The sequence below is a fragment of the Pelomonas baiyunensis genome (assembly GCF_043555935.1).
Classification (GTDB): domain Bacteria; phylum Pseudomonadota; class Gammaproteobacteria; order Burkholderiales; family Burkholderiaceae_C; genus Pelomonas; species Pelomonas baiyunensis.
On sequence record NZ_JBIGIB010000001.1, the window covers coordinates 427711 to 442574 of the forward strand.

The window sequence follows — 14864 nt, forward strand, 5'->3', positions numbered from 1 at the left end:
GCGCGTGTCGATCCCTCTCGTCCTCCTTCTCGTGCTTTTGCTGTCCGGCCTGTGGTCGATATGGACAGCCTTCAACCTCGGCGTCCGAAAGAAGTACGGGGCGCTGACGACCTACAAGGGAGCCCGTCCCGATCAAATGCCGAGCTTGGCTCGCAGCCACGCTTTGCTGATGCTCGCCTTCGGCGCTTGGTTGTTCGCGCTTCCCTTTCTGGTGGTTCTCTTTCGAATCCCGTTCTCGTCCTGGTCAGCCCTGGTGTTGGTGGGTACGGCAGGCTTGTTCGTCGGCAAGCGAGTGGTTGAGCGCAGGCACGGGCTGCCGCATTCGTGATGACCGCGCATCGGGTGGGGCGTTGCCCGCCGCTTCAGACTCCCGACCTGCCATGCCCACCACTCTCCGCGGCCTGCGCGCCCACATCACCACGCTGCGCATTGACGCCGCCGTCACGCGGCCAACTTGTCACTGCTGGGCGGTTTCAAGACCGGTGACGCCAAGCTCACTGGCGGCCATCGACTCCCGGCTCGCTACATCATTCACAGCGTAGGCCCGGTTTGGCGTGGAGGCCGGCATGGTGGGGCGGCGCTCCTGGCCTCGTGCTACCGCCGCGCGCTGGAGGTGGCGCAGGCGCTGCTGGAGCGCAAGTGGGCGCGCGAGCTGGACTACCGCTTGATCAAGGAGCTGTGGGCGGTTGAAGGCCACCGCATCGCGGTGCGCTTCGTCTACGAGTGGCACGACGACGCCGGGAACTGGTTCCGCAGCCACGGCAACGAGAACTGGGCGTTCAACGACCAGGGGCTCATGACCCACCGCCACGCCAGCATCAATGACCGGCCCATCCAGCCCCAGGACCGCAAGTTCCACTGGCCGCTCGGCCGCCGGCCGGATGACCACCCGGGCCTGACGGAACTCGGCCTGTGAGTGGGGCGCGGGGCGGGGTTGCCCGGGGGCTCACGCTGTGAGCCAGGCGCTCTGCACCATCGGGCGCATGCAAGTTCCTGAACACCTTCCTCCGCAGCCGCTGGGCGGCCCCGAGAACGACATCCTGGCGCGCGTGCAGAGCCAGTTCGTGGCCCAGGCCGCACGCACCTTGCCCGACCCGGCTTGCGCGGTGGACGACGTGATGTCGGTGGACATCGACGCCGCCTGGGTCGGCCGCGTGCGGTTGACCTTCAAGAAACAGCGCTACTGCCGGCCCCGCGCCAAAGCCGCTTACTTCGCCTGGCACTGCGTGCGGGCCGTGCCGGCGCCCTTGGCCTGACGGCAGTGCGGGTGCCTGGCCTGTGGGGGGGGGGGCTGTGGGTGGCCCGCACGTGCCCCCCCCCGTTTGGTGGCTCAGGTCGGGGTGGCCCAAGTCGGGGTGGCATCTCCCCGGGTTTGACCGTATCAACCGCTGCGCCCGCGGCGGGTTCAATGCGCGGCTTTGCGGCGACCGTCACCCGGGGTGACGGCGTCCTCCAACAAAGCACCGGGATAACGTTTCGATGAGCGCGATTGGCAATCTGTTGTGGCTGTTGATGGGCGGGTTCTTCATGGGCCTGGGCTGGTGGGCGGCCGGGTTGGTGGCGGTGATCACCGTCGTGGGCATTCCCTGGGCCAAGGCCTGCTTCGTGATCGGCCAGTTCGCCTTCCTGCCCTTCGGCAAGGAAGCCATCAGCCGCAAGGTGCTGACGCAGCAAGACGACGTGGGCACGGGCGGCTTGGGCCTGCTGGGCAACATCGTGTGGTTCGTGTTCGCTGGCCTGTGGCTGGCGCTGGGCCATGTGGCGTCGGCGGTGTTTTGCTTCATCACCATCCTGGGCATTTCGTTCGGCATCCAGCACCTGAAGCTGGCCGGCCTGGCCCTGGCCCCCATCGGCCAGACCATCGTGTCCAAAGAGGTGGCACGCGCCGCGCGCCAGCAGTCGGCCGAAGCGGTGGTGGCGGAGTTGCGGCAGGGACGTTGATTGGGGGATGGACACGGGGCGCTGTGGCCACGGCCACGCGCAGCGCCGCTTTGTTCAAGGTACGAGTGGCACCTGAGACCCTTTGATTGCACCGGCCAAGACGGTGTGCAGATTGCCTGTGCCTGGCTCGGTCAAGTGCTCAGACCACACGGCGCGAAGGCTGTTCAGCGGGTCTCCGAAGAGCGCGTAGCAATGCATGTTGTGTTGCTGTGCCGAGCAATACACGATGCCCGCAAACCCATGGGCGTGAGCGTCTGCAGCAAGTTCTTGGGTGTGCCTTAGGCGCAGAGACTGCAGGACGGGCCAACTGCTTGCGTGCATGCGCAGGTCGAGCAGGTTGAGGATTTGGGTTGTTCGCAGGCAAAGCAGCGTGCGCAGCGAAGCGGTCCGTAGCGAGACGCTGGTGGCCTCGCGGCGGCAGAGAGATTCATACACCGCCGTCTCGGGCGCCTCTGCGAAATAACCGACGGCGACACCGGCAATGTCAAAGCGGCCTCCGAGCAGATCGGCAGGTGGCAGCAAGACTCGCCCGACTCGCATCGAGCCGCGGCGGGCTCGGATCCGCTGAATGCGATAGAGAACGGCAGGTGCAGGCAGATCAAAGCTGGGCGTGAATTCGAGGTCGGCAAGCTTCATGCGGATCGATTAGGTGCCCTCCGCAGCTGCAAGTTCGATAACCCGGGGCGTGTCCCCCTGTTCGATCGCCTGGCGAGGCGTCTTGCCGTCGAGGCCACCCAAAGGCGTCTCCAAGAACGACAGGAGCGCCCAGCCTTCGCTGGTGCCCAGCGCGTCGGCGAGGCGGGGGATCGAGTCCCAAATCGCCGGCTCGAACTGCCATTTCGGCAGCCGATAACCGCGTCGGGTTTGGGTCAGGCCAATGGCTCGGCCCTTGGCGATCCAGGCGTTGATGGTCACGCGGGTTGTGCTTGCAAGTTCGGCCGCTTGATCTGTGGTCACCATGTCGCCGGCCTGCAGGCGCTCGGTGCGGACAGCGAGGCTGTCGGCAAGGAGCGATCGAGTTTGCGCGGCGGACACATAGGGTGAAGGGCGGCGGGGTGCGCGGGAGGGGCGGGCCGAGCTTTGTGCGAGAGGATGTGTGGAGAAGGCTGTTTTCATGGCAACACGGATCTATCGCTTCAGGGCGCGTTGCGCGCGTTGACCTTCGACGCGCAGAAGAAGCCGGACAGCTGGCGCACGCAGCGCCGGACCCATTCAAGACTTCCGATGAATGCCAACTTGATCGATGGTCCTGCTGACTCGGTCAGGCGCGGTGCGAAGGCCAGGGGGCTCTGCGCCGACGTCATTCGGGTGCCGCGCATTGCGAAGTCGTCGTCGTACAGGTTGTTGTTGGCGCGGCCGCGAATCAGAACGTTGGCAAGGATGGGCAACGTGTGCCGTCTGTCCAAGATGCCGGACACGGCTCGAAGTGCCTGCAGCACTGGGGCTGGGGGAGCTTTCAAGACGATCATGCGACCCTCGTTTGGAAAGTTCGTTAAGTTGGATTATGTCGTGAAGCCATTCTGGGCGCCACTCCGCACAACGTGCATGAGCGGGCGTCCACTTTCCATCTGACGCGAATCGGTCTCGTCGCGCGCCCGAGCCCGCGTCCGCCTCACCTGAAATCCCGACTCTCCGTCGGCAACCTTCCCAGCAGCGGGTTCAGGTTCTTGAACTTGCGCGCCAGCAGGTGGCGCACGTCGCCGTCGCCGCGTTGCCAGAGGCCTTCCACGGCCAGCAGGCGGGCGCTGAGGATGGTGCTGCGGTGTTCTTCGTACACCTTCGGCCAGACGATGACCTGCACGTTGCCGGTTTCGTCTTCCAGCGTGACGAAGAGCGTGCCTTTGGCGGTTTGCGGCTTTTGCCGGCCGGTGACGATGCCGCAGGCCTTGGCGTAACGGCCGGCCTTGACGCCGTCGAGTTGCCGGGCGGTGAGCAGGCCTTGCTGGGTCAGGCGTGGGCGCAGCAGCGCGAGGGGGTGGCTGCGCAGCGTGAGGCCGGTGGCGGCGTAGTCCCACAGCACTTCTTCGCCTTCGGCGGCGGCGGGCAGGGGCAGGTCGTCTTCGGGCAACAGGCTGCCTTGCAACAGTTGGGGCAGGGCGTGCAGGGCGGAGGCTTGCCACACCTGCTGGCGGCGGTGTCCGGCGAGGGAGGTGAGGGCGTCGGCCGCGGCCAGTTGCTGCATGTCTTGCTGGGTGAGGCGCGCGCGGTGGGCCAGGTCTTGCGGGTGGGCGAAGGGGCCGGCGTGCCGGCGGGCGTGTTCGATGCGCAGCGCGGCCTCGTGCCCCAGGCCGTTGACCAGGCGCAGGCCCAGGCGCACGGCGGGTTGGGGGCGTTCGCCAGGGGCGGGCCGCATGTCGGGCCGCATATTGGGCAGCGTGTCGGGCTCCAGCGTGCTGTCGCGGTGGCTGTGGTTCACGTCGATGGCGCGCACCTCGATGCGGTGGCGCCGGGCGTCTTGCACCAGTTGGCTGGGCGTGTAGAAACCCAGCGGCTGGGAGTTGAGCAGCGCGCACAGGAAGGCGGCGGGCTCGTGGCATTTGAGCCAGCAGCTGATGTAGGTCAGCAGCGCGAAGCTGGCGGCGTGGCTTTCCGGGAAGCCGTAGCTGGAGAAGCCCTTGATCTGCTTGAAGATGCTTTGCGCGAAGTCGTCGGTGTAGCCGCGCTCGCGCATGCCTAGCACGACCTTGTCGTAGTACTTCTCCAGCACGCCGGGTCGCTTCCAGGCGGCCATGGCGCGGCGCAGTTGGTCGGCTTCACCGGGGCTGAAGCCGGCGGCAATCATGGCCACCTGCATCACCTGTTCCTGGAAGATGGGCACGCCGCGCGTGCGCCACAGCGCGGCCTTGAGTGCCTCGCTGGGGTAGGGCACTTCGTGCTCGGGCAGCGCGCGGTTCTTGAGGTAGGGGTGCACCATGCCGCCTTCGATGGGGCCGGGCCGCACGATGGCGACTTCGATGACGAGGTCGTAGTAGCAGCGCGGCTTCAGGCGCGGCAGCATGGACATCTGTGCACGGCTCTCGATCTGGAACACGCCCACGGTGTCGGCGCGGCAGATCATGTCGTAGGTGGTTGGGCATTCGCGCGGGATGGTGGCCAGTTCCCAGTGCTCGCCGCGCAGCGTGTTGACGAGGTCGATGCAGCGCCGGATGGCGCTCAGCATGCCCAGGGCCAGCACGTCGACCTTCATCATCTTGAGTTCGTCGATGTCGTCCTTGTCCCACTCGATGACGCTGCGGTTTTCCATGGTGGCGTTCTCGATGGGAACGAGCCGCTCCAGCGGGCCTTGGGTCAGCACAAAACCGCCCACGTGCTGGCTGAGGTGGCGCGGCAGGCCGTTGAGTTGGCGCGCCAGCGTGATGAGCTGCAGCAGCCGTGGGTCGTCAGCCGCCAGCCCGAGTTGCTGCAGCAGCGCAGCGCGGTGCTCCTCGGGCAGCACCTGGGTGGACCAGCCGCTGTGGTCTTTGCTCATCAGCTCCAGCTCGGTGTCGCTGAAGCCCAGGGCCTTGCCCACGTCGCGCAGCGCGCTCTTGGGCCGGTAGCAGATGACGACGGCGGTGAGCGCGGCGCGGTCGCGGCCGTATTTTTGATAGAGGTGCTGGATGACTTCTTCGCGCCGTTCGTGCTCGAAGTCGACGTCGATGTCCGGCGGCTCGTTGCGCTCGCGGCTGATGAACCGCTCGAAGAGCAGGGTGCTTTCTTCGGGGTTCACGGCGGTGATGGCCAGGCAGTAGCAGACGACGCTGTTGGCCGCCGAGCCGCGGCCCTGGCAAAGAATCTGCCGACCACGGGCGAAGGCAACGACGTCAGCCACGGTGAGGAAGTAGTGCTCGTAGCCGAGTTCCTGGATCAGGGCGAGTTCGTGCTCGATGCGTGCACGCAGCTCGGGCGTCAGGCCCTGCGGCCAGCGCCGGGCGGCACCGGCTTCGGTGAGCTGGCGCAAGTGCTGGGTGGCGCTCACGCCAGGCGGCACCACTTCGCTGGGGTAGTGGTAGCGGATTTCGTCGAGGCTGAAGTGGCAGCGTGCGGCCACGTGCAGGGTCTCGGCCAGCAACTCGGGCGGGTACACGCGGGAGAGGCGGTAGCGGCTGCGCAGGTGGCGCTCGGCATTGGGTTGCAGCTCGAACCCGCACTCGGCCACAGGCCGGCCCAGCCGGGTGGCGGTCATCACGTCTTGCAGGGCTTTGCGGGAGCGCACATGGAAATGCACGTCACCCGCCGCCACCAGGGGCAGGGCGGTGGCTTCGGACACCGCCTGCAGCCGCTGCAGCCAGCGCGCGTCGCTGGCCTCGCGCAGCAGCTCCACCGCCAGCCAGGCGCGGCCGGTGAAGTGCTGCAGCACCCATTGCGCGGGGGCCAGCAGGTCGGCGTCGGGCGTGGGGGTGGGGTGCTCGCGCGGCAGCACGAGCAGGGCCAGGCAGTCGGTCAGCCGCTCGGGCGCGAGCTGGCGCCAATGCAGCGTGTATTCGCCCTTGACCGGGCTGGCGCGCCGCAGCCGGGTGATGAACTGGCTGAGGTTGCCGTAGCCGTTGAGGTTTTGTGCGATCAGCACGAGCTTGAAGCGCGGGTGGCCGGCGTCGTCGCGCACGAGGAATTCGCTGCCGATGAGCAGTTGCAGCGCCACGGGGGCGGCCCCCTCGGCCGCGGCCGCCTCGCGCATTTCGCGCAGCTGCTTGTGGGCACGCACCACGCCGGCCAGCGAGCATTCGTCGGTCAGGGCCAGGGCGGTGTAGCCCATCTGCACGGCGCGCTCCACCAGTTCCTGCGGTTCAGACGCGCCCCGCAGGAAGCTGAAGGCCGACAGGCAGTGCAGCTCGGCATAGCGGTGGCCCTCGGCCGATCCGTGTCTGGCGGCCCCCGGCGCCGGGCTTGGCCCTGGCCCTGGTGCCGGCATGCCCGCCGGCTGGAGGCGTGCGGCCGTCATGCAAACACCCCGTGCAGGAACCACCCTGAGGCTCGGGGGGCGGTGGGGTCGGGAAAGCGCTCGTGGTACAGCCACAGCACACCGCGCGTGGCACTGCGGTACACGAAGTAGTCGCGTGTTTGCAGGCCGCCGGGCTGCCACCAGCCGGTTTCCACCCGGTGCGGCCCGCTGATGCGGGTCAGCGGGCCGGCCAGCAGCGGTTGCTCGTGCGGGTCGCAGCGCAGGGGCAGCGGCGGCTCCACCAGCCAGGTGGGTTGCGGGCCGGGCGGCGCCTGCAGCGCGGGGGCGGCCGGCGCGGCCGAGGCCGGGGCCGGCCAAGGGTGCCAGTGCTGCATGCGGTCCAGGCGGTGGTCTGCGCGCAGTTCGCCCTGGCGCACGCGGTCGGGGCCCAGGCGCACCGACAGCCGCTCCAGCAGGGCGTGGGTGGTGGTGTGGGCGTGTTCGTCGGCCTCGCCGGGCAGCAGGCCGGCGTTGAGGGCCTGCAGCGGCAGCAGTTGTTCAGCGGTGAGCGAGATCTCGCCCGCCGGGGCCGCCAGCGTGGTGCGGGCCAGGTGCTCGCCCAGCAGCCGCGTCAGGCGGGCGAGGTCGCGCGTGGTGTCGGCCGTGGCCAGGGTGAGCTCGCCGCTGTCCGCCACATCCCGGGCGCGCATGGCGTCGTGCTGCCAGGCCAGGCGCAGCGAGCGCACGCCCGCGTGGCGCGCCGCCAGAAAGGCGCACAACTGGCGCAGCAGGGTTTCGGCAAAGCTCAGCAGCACCGGGGCGTGCTCCACCCGCCAGGGCAGTTCCAGCCGGGCCTCGAAGCGGTCGGGCAGGGTCAGCCAGGTGTGGGCTTCGGGCAGGTCGCCATAGGCTTGGTCCAGTGCGGTGAGCAGGGCCGGGCCGAAGCGCCGGGCCAGCGCGGGGCGCGGCAGGGCGCGCAGCTCGCCCAGGCGTTGGCAGCCCAGGCGCGCCAGCATGGCGTGGTGGGCCTGGGCGGCGCTCAGCGTGTGCAGGGGCAGGGCGTTCAGCCGTTCGGCGAAGGGGCCGCGGGCGGGCGCCTCGGGGGCGCGTGCCAGTGCCAGCGCGCCCAGGGCCGTGGGCGCCCAGGCCTTGGCGCCCACGGCGAGGCCGGCCTGTGCGGCTTGGGTCAGCAGTTGCAGCCGCAGCGCCCGGGCACCTCGAAACAGCCGCAGGCTGGCAGACACCTCGGCCAGCACGGCGTCTTCCAGCCGGGTGACGCGGGGTGTGAAGGTGAGCGCGAGCCAGCCCAGAGCGTCGGTGTCGCCGGCCGGGGCGTCAGGCGTGCAACACAGGGCGAGCCAGCGCATCGGGGCGCTCCAAGGGGAAGCCGGGGGCCGGCCAGGCGGTGGCCGGGGCCAGGGGTTCGGGCCGCGCGGCCGGCAGCGCCGCGGGGTGCGGCCGTGGCGAGGGCTGAGCCGGCGTTGGGGCGCAGGGCAGCAGCGCTTCAACGGCGCCCGGGATGGCGGGCAGGGTGAGCCAGCCGTCGTGCGCGGGGCCGCGGCGCTTGATCAGGTGCACGTCCAGCCCCCAGCCGGGGCCGGGGCGCACGGCCAGGCGCAACGGCGCAGCCGAAGATTGGCTGCCCAGCTGCTCGGGCCGCACCAGGAAGACGGGCGCGTCGCACCCGAGTGCGGCCACCTGCAGGCGGCGGATTTGCTCGGGCCGGGCCTGGGGCAACCAGGCCAGCACGGCCACGTGCGACTTGATGGCTTGCTCGGCGGCCCACAGGCCCTCGGCCGGCGTGCGGGCTGACACCCACACCAGGGCCGACGCCGGCAGGCCCAGGCGTTGCAGGCCGGGCAGGTGCGGGGCGTGCGGTGGGTGGATGAGCAGCAGCGAGCGCAGGGCGGCCGCCGGCGCGGCGCGGGCCATGCGGCGGGTGGGCAGCAGGTGGGGCAACGGGTGGGGTGGGCGTGGGCTGGCCGGCGCCTGGCCGGCCCACCAGCGGCGCAGTGCGGGGGCCAGCAGCCGCCATTCCAGCGTGCCCGCTTGCGGGGTGAGCAGTTCCGTGACGGCTTTCAGCGGCCAGCCGCCCCCGGGCAATTCGGCGTCCAGCGCTTCAAAGCCGCTGGCCAGCACGGGCTCGGCGGTGCGGCCCAGGCTGGTGCCGCGCCAGAGCCGGCCTTGCAGGCGGGCCAGGGCGTCGGCGGCCTCGGGTGCGGCAGGGGCGGTCGCCGGCCGCCCTGGTGTGGGCGGGGGCACACGGGCGGAGAGAGGGGCAGGGGCGGGCAGCATGGCCGAGTCGAAAAACAGAAAACCGGGGGAGGGATGAGACCACAATACTGTATGTATATCCAGTATTTTTGCACTTCATCCCACCGGCCGGCTCTGGCTTGACGCGGTGCGGGCGGTGCTGCCCGGGTGGCTCGCGCGGGAGGGGCGCGAGGGGGAGGCCCGGCAAGCCGGGCCCGGCGGCTCAGGCGAAGCCGTCGCCGTCGAAGTTCACTTCGTCTTCGTCGCGGGTGAGCGGCGCGGCGCTGTCGCGCGGGCGCATGGCTTCCAGCTGTTCGCGCAGCTTGGCCACTTGGTCCAGCCAGTAGTTGGGCGTGCCGAACCACGGGAAGGCGAGCGGGAAGGCAGGGTCGCCCCAGCGGCGGGCCAGCCAGGCGCTGTGGTGGATCATGCGCATCGTGCGCAGGGGCTCGATGAGGCGCAGTTCGCGGTCGTCGAATTCGGCGATCTGCTCGTAGCCGTCGAGCACGGCGTTGAGCAACTGGCGGGCGGCATCGGCCTCGCCGGGCAGCAGCATCCACAGGTCTTGCACGACCGGGCCGGTGACGGCGTCGTCCAGGTCCACGAAGTGGGGGCCACGGTCGGGCGTCCAGAGGATGTTGCCGGGGTGGCAGTCGCCGTGCAGGCGGGTGAGCGGCAGGTCGGGCAGGGTGTCGAAGGCGGCCTGGATGGCGTCGATGCAGCGGCGGGCCGCGTCGTCCCAGGTGGGGGCGATTTCTGGTGGCAGGGCGTCGTTCTGCATGAGCCAGTCGCGCGCCGCCTGGGCGGGGGCGGCGCTGGCCCAGGCGAGGCGGTGCTCGAACGGGCGCTGGCGGCCCACGGTGTGCAGGCGGGCCAGCAGCCGGCCGATCCAGCGCAGCACCTCGGGGTCTTCCAGCTCGGGCCCTCGGCCGCCCTGGCGCGGCGTGACGGCCAGGCGCTGACCCTGGTGGTGAAACAGCGTGGAGCCGTGGTCCAGCACCCAGGGTGCGGCCACGGGCACTTCGGCCGCGGCCAGTTCGGTTGCGAAGGCGTGTTCTTCCAGGATTTGCGCGTCGGTCCAGCGGCCCGGGCGGTAGAACTTGGCCACCGCGGCGGTGCTGCCGGCGCGGGGCTCCTCCAGGTGCAGCATCAGCACGCGGTTCTCGAAGGAATTGAGCTGGAGCAGCCGGCCGTCGGCGCGCAGGCCGGTGGCATCGAGCGCGTCGAGCATGAACTCCGGCGTCAGGTCGCCGAAGCTGAGGTCAGGGGTGGCGTGGTGCATCCGGCGAGTGTCGCCGGACTGCTTTGCGGGTGGTGGGGCGGCGGTGCGCCGCTCAGCGGCGGCGGGGGCGCTGTTCGCTGGCGTAGCGCGGGGCGTCCACCACGACGCCGACGATGTCGTCCATCATGGCTTCCTCGTCGGCATCGTCCAGCACCGGCAGGGTGCGGGGGTTGAAGCGGGCGGTGTCGAGGTGCCGTGGCGGCAGTCGGCGCTGGGGTGCTGGCGCCGCGGGGGGCGGCACGTCCGGCAGCGAGGCGCGACGCTGCGTGGGTGCCCGGTGGGCGTAGGGCTCGCCGTAGGGGTCATGCCCGCCAAAGGCGCTGGCGTCTTGCCACAGCGGCAGTGGCTGAGAGAACTGGCCCCAGTCGCTGCCGTGTTCATCTTCGCCCAGGGCGCTGCGGCGGCGGCCCAGGGTGTGCGCCGGCGAGGGGGCGGGCAGCGGGCCGCGTGGGTTGCTGCCTTGCGGCACGAGCAATTGCAGTTCGGCCACGCTGGGCAGTTGATCCATGGCGCAGCGCAGGTAGCGCACCCGGCAGGCCGACAGCACGGCCTGCTTGATCTGCAGGCTGCGGGGCGTGGCGCCGCGCTCGCCTTCCAGGTCGATGGCCGCCAGCACGCGACCGTTGGGGCTGCACACGGCAAACGTCACGTGGGAGGCGCCAAGCAGGTCGAACCAGTAGCGCACTTCCTTGGCTTCGGTGGGCTGGCAAAAACGCACCAGCGGCAGCTTGGACAGCACGACATGGTGGGGCAGGGCTTCGCGCAGCAGACGGAACACGCGGCGCTCATCGGTGCTGAACACCGGCCGCGCGGTGAGGGACCACTCCACCGGCAAGCCCTTGTTGGCGTAAGCCGGCCGCCGCAAGGCCCAGATGAGGCTGACAGCCAAGCCCAGCACACATGCGGCCAGGGCGGCGATCCAGTAAGCGGCGTACGGCATGTCCCTTGTGAGGCGGTGATCCGTGGCGCCAAACCCCTGGCGCGAAGCGAAAGAATGTAGCGCAACGTCCCCAAAAAGTAGTACTCGCTAGCCCGCATTCCCCCGGCCTGAGGGGCGAGGGGGCGCCAAGCAGGCGCGGGCGCGTGCTACTGCCGTGCGGCCCGGCCGGCGGCGTCGAAGTGGGCTTTGACTTCGGCCACGCCGTCCACGATGTCGCCCAGCACCTGCACCTGGCGCTTGAGCCGGAAGTCCAGCTCGCCCAGGTGACGTTCCAGGGCTTGCTCCACCTGGGAGCCGAAGGTGTCGGGCGGCAGGCGCAGCCAGGCGGCCGATTCACCGCCGTCGCGCTCCACCACCGCGCCCGCGGCTTCGGCGATGCGCAGCATGGGCAGGTTTTCGGTGAGGGCGTGGATGAACAGGGTGTCGATGCCGCGGTTGCGGGCGTGCAGCGCCGCCGCGTCGAAGAGCCGCCGCCCGAGCCCTCGCCCGCGTGACTGCGCCAGCACCGACACGCCGAACTCGGCCATCGTGCGGGCGGGGTCGCTTTCCAGCGTCTGACCGTAGGCCACGTGAGCCAGGGCAATCAACTGCAGCCGGCGGTTGAAGATGCCCAGCACCTCGTCACGCCGGAAGTCGATGCCCAGCGCGTATTTGCGGATCTGCTCGTCCGACGCGGGGTAGCCGAAGCGCAGGTAGCGGTCGTGCGGGTCCAGCGCCAGCAGGTGCTCGATGAGCCGGTGCCGGTGACGCCGCCCCAGCGAGCGGATGGGCACCCAGGTCGACAGCCGGCCCAGCGCAGCCCGGGCCCCCGCCAGCGGGCCGCTGGGGGCGCGCGTGGCGGTGGGGTCGGGAGCATCGGGGCCGAACGCCGACAGCTCATGCGTCCAGTCCGCCGTGAGTTCCTCCGGCGGAGCGTGCGGGGTGGGCGGGAGCGTGGACATGGCAGAACCAGCAGTGTTCACAAGCGTAACCGGGCGCAGGGGTTTCAAACCACCGTGCTCGCTGCTACACTCGTGGGCTTTTCCGTCAAAAGGCTGCGGGAAAGATCCGTGTTGAGAGGCTGCGTTCAGAAGCAGCACCGAGGCCGGAGCAGTTTCAGCCATCCAACGCTGGCCCCTTGTTTTGAAGGGGTCGGCACAGCGAAAGCACATTCATGAAGACCTTCAGCGCCAAGCCGGCCGAAGTGACGCACGAGTGGTTTGTGATTGACGCCACCGACAAGGTGCTCGGACGTGTTGCCAGCGAAGTGGCACTCCGTTTGCGCGGCAAGCACAAGGCCATCTACACGCCTCACGTCGACACCGGTGACTTCATCGTCATCGTCAACGCCGACAAGCTCCGTGTCACCGGCAACAAGGCCACCGACAAGGTGTACTACCGTCACTCGGGCTTCCCTGGCGGCATCTACGCCACGAAGTTCAAGGACATGCAAGCCAAGCATCCCGGCCGCGCGCTGGAGAAGGCCGTCAAGGGCATGCTGCCCAAGGGCCCGCTGGGTTACGCCATGGTCAAGAAGCTGAAGGTTTACGCAGGTCCCACGCACCCGCACACCGCTCAGCAGCCCAAGGCTCTCGAGATCTAAGGAACGGCCATGATCGGAAACTGGAATTACGGTACCGGCCGTCGCAAGTCGTCGGTCGCTCGCGTCTTCATCAAGAAGGGCACGGGCCAGATCATCGTCAATGGCAAGACCATCGACAGCTACTTCGGTCGTCAGACCTCCATCATGATCGCCAAGCAGCCCCTGCTGCTGACGAACAATGGTGAAGCGTTCGACATCAAGGTCAACGTGCACGGTGGCGGCGAGTCCGGCCAAGCTGGCGCGCTGCGCCTGGGCATCACCCGCGCGCTGATCGACTACGACGCAGCCCTGAAGCCCGAACTGAGCCGCGCCGGCTTCGTTACGCGTGACGCGCGTGAAGTCGAGCGTAAGAAGGTCGGTCTGCACGGCGCCCGTCGCCGCAAGCAGTTCAGCAAGCGTTAATCGCTTCTCGACTCAGCAAAAGGCCGCTTCACCGCGGCCTTTTGTTTTTGGGCCGACAATCCCGATATCTGTCTTCTGTACGTTTCTTAGGAGCCCGCCATGAGTGCAGTGCTTGACGCCCCGACCGACATCCCCGTGCCTCTGGTGTTCACCGACAGCGCCGCCGACAAGGTGCGCGACCTGGTGGCCGAAGAGGGCAACCCGGACCTGAAGCTGCGCGTGTTCGTGCAAGGCGGCGGCTGCTCCGGCTTCCAGTACGGCTTCACGTTCGACGAGGCCGTGAACGACGACGACACCCAGATGCAGAAGAACGGCGTGACCCTGCTGATCGACTCCATGAGCCTGCAGTACCTGATGGGCGCCGAGATCGACTACAAGGAAGACCTGCAAGGCGCGCAGTTCGTGATCAAGAACCCGAACGCCACCACCACCTGCGGTTGCGGCTCGTCGTTCTCGGTCTGAGCCCCTGAAGCCACCCGCCCCGCGCAGGCCTCATCAGGCCGGCGTGCTCAGGCGGGATACAGGCACCCCAAGCGTCGCAGCCCTGCGGCGCCCGTCACGGCCGGCAAATTGCCCGGCCGTTTGTTTTGGAAGGCCTGTGCCAGCCAGGCGAAGGCGGCCGCTTCCACCTGGTCGACCGGCAGCCCGTGTGCGGCACTGGGGGTGACCTGAACACCCGGCAGCAGGTCCGACAGCCGTGCCATCAAGCGCCCATTGCGGGCCCCGCCGCCGCAGCAGATCAGGCGGGTGACCGCCGGCATCGCGCTGCGCAGGGCGTCGGTGACGCTGCGTGCGGTGAGCTCCAGCAGCGTGGCCTGCACATCTTCCGGCGTCACGCCTGCGGTCAATCGCGCTTGAAGCCACGCGGGGTGGAAGAGATCGCGCCCGGTGCTCTTAGGCGGTGCGGCCGCGAAGAAAGGTTCGGCCAGCAGCGTGGCCAGCAGGGCGAGTGACACGCGCCCCGTGGCGGCCCAGGCGCCGTCGGCGTCGAACGCCAGCCCGCGATGTTGGGCGATCCAGCCGTCCATCAGGCAGTTGGCGGGGCCGCAGTCAAAGCCGCCGGTGCGGCCGTCGGCGTGCAGCAGGCTCAAGTTGGCGATGCCACCGAGGTTCAGCACCGCCACGTCTTGGTTTTCGGCGCCAAACACCGCGCGGTGGAAGGCCGGCACCAGCGGCGCCCCCTGACCGGCGGCCGCCACATCCCGGCTGCGCAGGTCGCACACCACGTCGATGCCGGTCTGCTCGGCCAGCAAGGCGCCATTGAGCAATTGCACGGTGTAGCCGTCCGGCCCGTGCGGCTGGTGGCGCACGGTCTGCCCATGAGCGCCCAGCGCGACGATGTGGCTGCGTGGCGTGCCGGTGGCTTCCAGCAGTTGGGCCACGACATCGGCGTAGGCGCGGGCGACCCCGTTGGCCGCGAGTGCGGCGCGGTGCAATTCGTGATCGCCAGGGGTGTTCAGGGCCAGCAGTTCGTCGCGCAGCGCGCTGGCGAACGGGGCGTGCACGTGGCCGGAGACGGTGAGTTGCCCGCCGTCGAACAGCACCGCATCGGTGCCGTCGAGCGACGTGCCCGACATCAGGCCGATGTAGAGCGCGGCCACGG

General features: G+C 69.4%; 16 protein-coding genes and 1 pseudogene. 7 read left to right on the forward strand and 10 right to left on the reverse strand.

Annotated features, from left to right (window positions below):
* Positions 1 to 4: 4 nt before the first annotated feature.
* The 4 genes from ACG01O_RS01830 to ACG01O_RS01845 all read left to right on the forward strand — a co-directional run bounded on the left by ACG01O_RS01830 (position 5) and on the right by ACG01O_RS01845 (position 1941).
* The gene (locus ACG01O_RS01830) at positions 5 to 328 is read left to right on the forward strand and encodes a hypothetical protein (RefSeq protein ID WP_394380677.1); all 324 of its coding nucleotides are present in this window, start codon (positions 5 to 7) and stop codon (positions 326 to 328) included.
* A 126-nt stretch (positions 329 to 454) separates the two neighbouring features.
* Entirely contained in the window at positions 455 to 916 is a 462-nt protein-coding gene (locus ACG01O_RS01835) for a DUF1348 family protein (protein WP_394380680.1), read from the forward strand.
* Between the two features lie 67 nt (positions 917 to 983).
* The gene (locus ACG01O_RS01840) at positions 984 to 1256 is read left to right on the forward strand and encodes a hypothetical protein (protein ID WP_394380683.1); all 273 of its coding nucleotides are present in this window, start codon (positions 984 to 986) and stop codon (positions 1254 to 1256) included.
* A 223-nt stretch (positions 1257 to 1479) separates the two neighbouring features.
* Positions 1480 to 1941 (forward strand): YccF domain-containing protein, encoded by a 462-nt coding sequence (locus ACG01O_RS01845; RefSeq protein WP_394380686.1) that lies wholly within the window; start codon positions 1480 to 1482, stop codon positions 1939 to 1941.
* Between the two features lie 54 nt (positions 1942 to 1995).
* On the opposite strand, the gene ACG01O_RS01850 is transcribed toward ACG01O_RS01845, so the two are convergent.
* From ACG01O_RS01850 to ACG01O_RS01890, 9 genes and pseudogenes are all read right to left on the reverse strand, one after another.
* Positions 1996 to 2577 (reverse strand): RES family NAD+ phosphorylase, encoded by a 582-nt coding sequence (locus ACG01O_RS01850; RefSeq protein ID WP_394380689.1) that lies wholly within the window; start codon positions 2575 to 2577, stop codon positions 1996 to 1998.
* A 9-nt stretch (positions 2578 to 2586) separates the two neighbouring features.
* Positions 2587 to 3057, reverse strand: a complete 471-nt coding sequence (locus ACG01O_RS01855; protein ID WP_394380692.1) for a MerR family transcriptional regulator — start codon at positions 3055 to 3057, stop codon at positions 2587 to 2589.
* A 230-nt stretch (positions 3058 to 3287) separates the two neighbouring features.
* Positions 3288 to 3410, reverse strand: a pseudogene (locus ACG01O_RS01860) (DNA polymerase III subunit beta); the annotation flags it as partial.
* Positions 3411 to 3553: 143 nt separating this feature from the next.
* A complete protein-coding gene (locus tag ACG01O_RS01865) occupies positions 3554 to 6862 on the reverse strand; it encodes an error-prone DNA polymerase (protein WP_394380695.1) in 3309 nt (1102 codons plus the stop codon).
* The gene (locus ACG01O_RS01870; RefSeq protein WP_394380698.1) at positions 6859 to 8169 is read right to left on the reverse strand and encodes a Y-family DNA polymerase; all 1311 of its coding nucleotides are present in this window, start codon (positions 8167 to 8169) and stop codon (positions 6859 to 6861) included. Before ACG01O_RS01870 ends, ACG01O_RS01865 begins: the two co-directional genes overlap by 4 nt.
* Positions 8138 to 9097 (reverse strand): recombinase RecA, encoded by a 960-nt coding sequence (locus tag ACG01O_RS01875; protein ID WP_394380700.1) that lies wholly within the window; start codon positions 9095 to 9097, stop codon positions 8138 to 8140. Before ACG01O_RS01875 ends, ACG01O_RS01870 begins: the two co-directional genes overlap by 32 nt.
* Before the next feature lie 181 nt (positions 9098 to 9278).
* Positions 9279 to 10337: a serine/threonine protein kinase gene (locus ACG01O_RS01880; protein WP_394380703.1), complete on the reverse strand. Its 1059-nt coding sequence runs from the start codon at positions 10335 to 10337 to the stop codon at positions 9279 to 9281.
* Between the two features lie 52 nt (positions 10338 to 10389).
* Positions 10390 to 11277 (reverse strand): DUF2726 domain-containing protein, encoded by an 888-nt coding sequence (locus tag ACG01O_RS01885; RefSeq protein WP_394380706.1) that lies wholly within the window; start codon positions 11275 to 11277, stop codon positions 10390 to 10392.
* A 146-nt stretch (positions 11278 to 11423) separates the two neighbouring features.
* Positions 11424 to 12218, reverse strand: a complete 795-nt coding sequence (locus tag ACG01O_RS01890; protein ID WP_394380709.1) for a GNAT family N-acetyltransferase — start codon at positions 12216 to 12218, stop codon at positions 11424 to 11426.
* Between the two features lie 212 nt (positions 12219 to 12430).
* Here ACG01O_RS01890 and rplM point away from each other — a divergent pair, with 212 nt between their 5' ends.
* The 3 genes from rplM to erpA all read left to right on the forward strand — a co-directional run bounded on the left by rplM (position 12431) and on the right by erpA (position 13723).
* Entirely contained in the window at positions 12431 to 12859 is a 429-nt protein-coding gene (rplM, locus tag ACG01O_RS01895; RefSeq protein WP_088482271.1) for a 50S ribosomal protein L13, read from the forward strand.
* Positions 12860 to 12868: 9 nt separating this feature from the next.
* Positions 12869 to 13261 (forward strand): 30S ribosomal protein S9, encoded by a 393-nt coding sequence (rpsI, locus tag ACG01O_RS01900; protein ID WP_394380714.1) that lies wholly within the window; start codon positions 12869 to 12871, stop codon positions 13259 to 13261.
* A 99-nt stretch (positions 13262 to 13360) separates the two neighbouring features.
* Positions 13361 to 13723 (forward strand): iron-sulfur cluster insertion protein ErpA, encoded by a 363-nt coding sequence (gene erpA / locus ACG01O_RS01905; protein ID WP_394380717.1) that lies wholly within the window; start codon positions 13361 to 13363, stop codon positions 13721 to 13723.
* Positions 13724 to 13770: 47 nt separating this feature from the next.
* Here the strand turns inward: erpA and ACG01O_RS01910 are convergent, their stop codons facing one another.
* Entirely contained in the window at positions 13771 to 14862 is a 1092-nt protein-coding gene (locus ACG01O_RS01910) for an anhydro-N-acetylmuramic acid kinase (RefSeq protein ID WP_394380720.1), read from the reverse strand.
* Positions 14863 to 14864 lie beyond the last annotated feature (2 nt).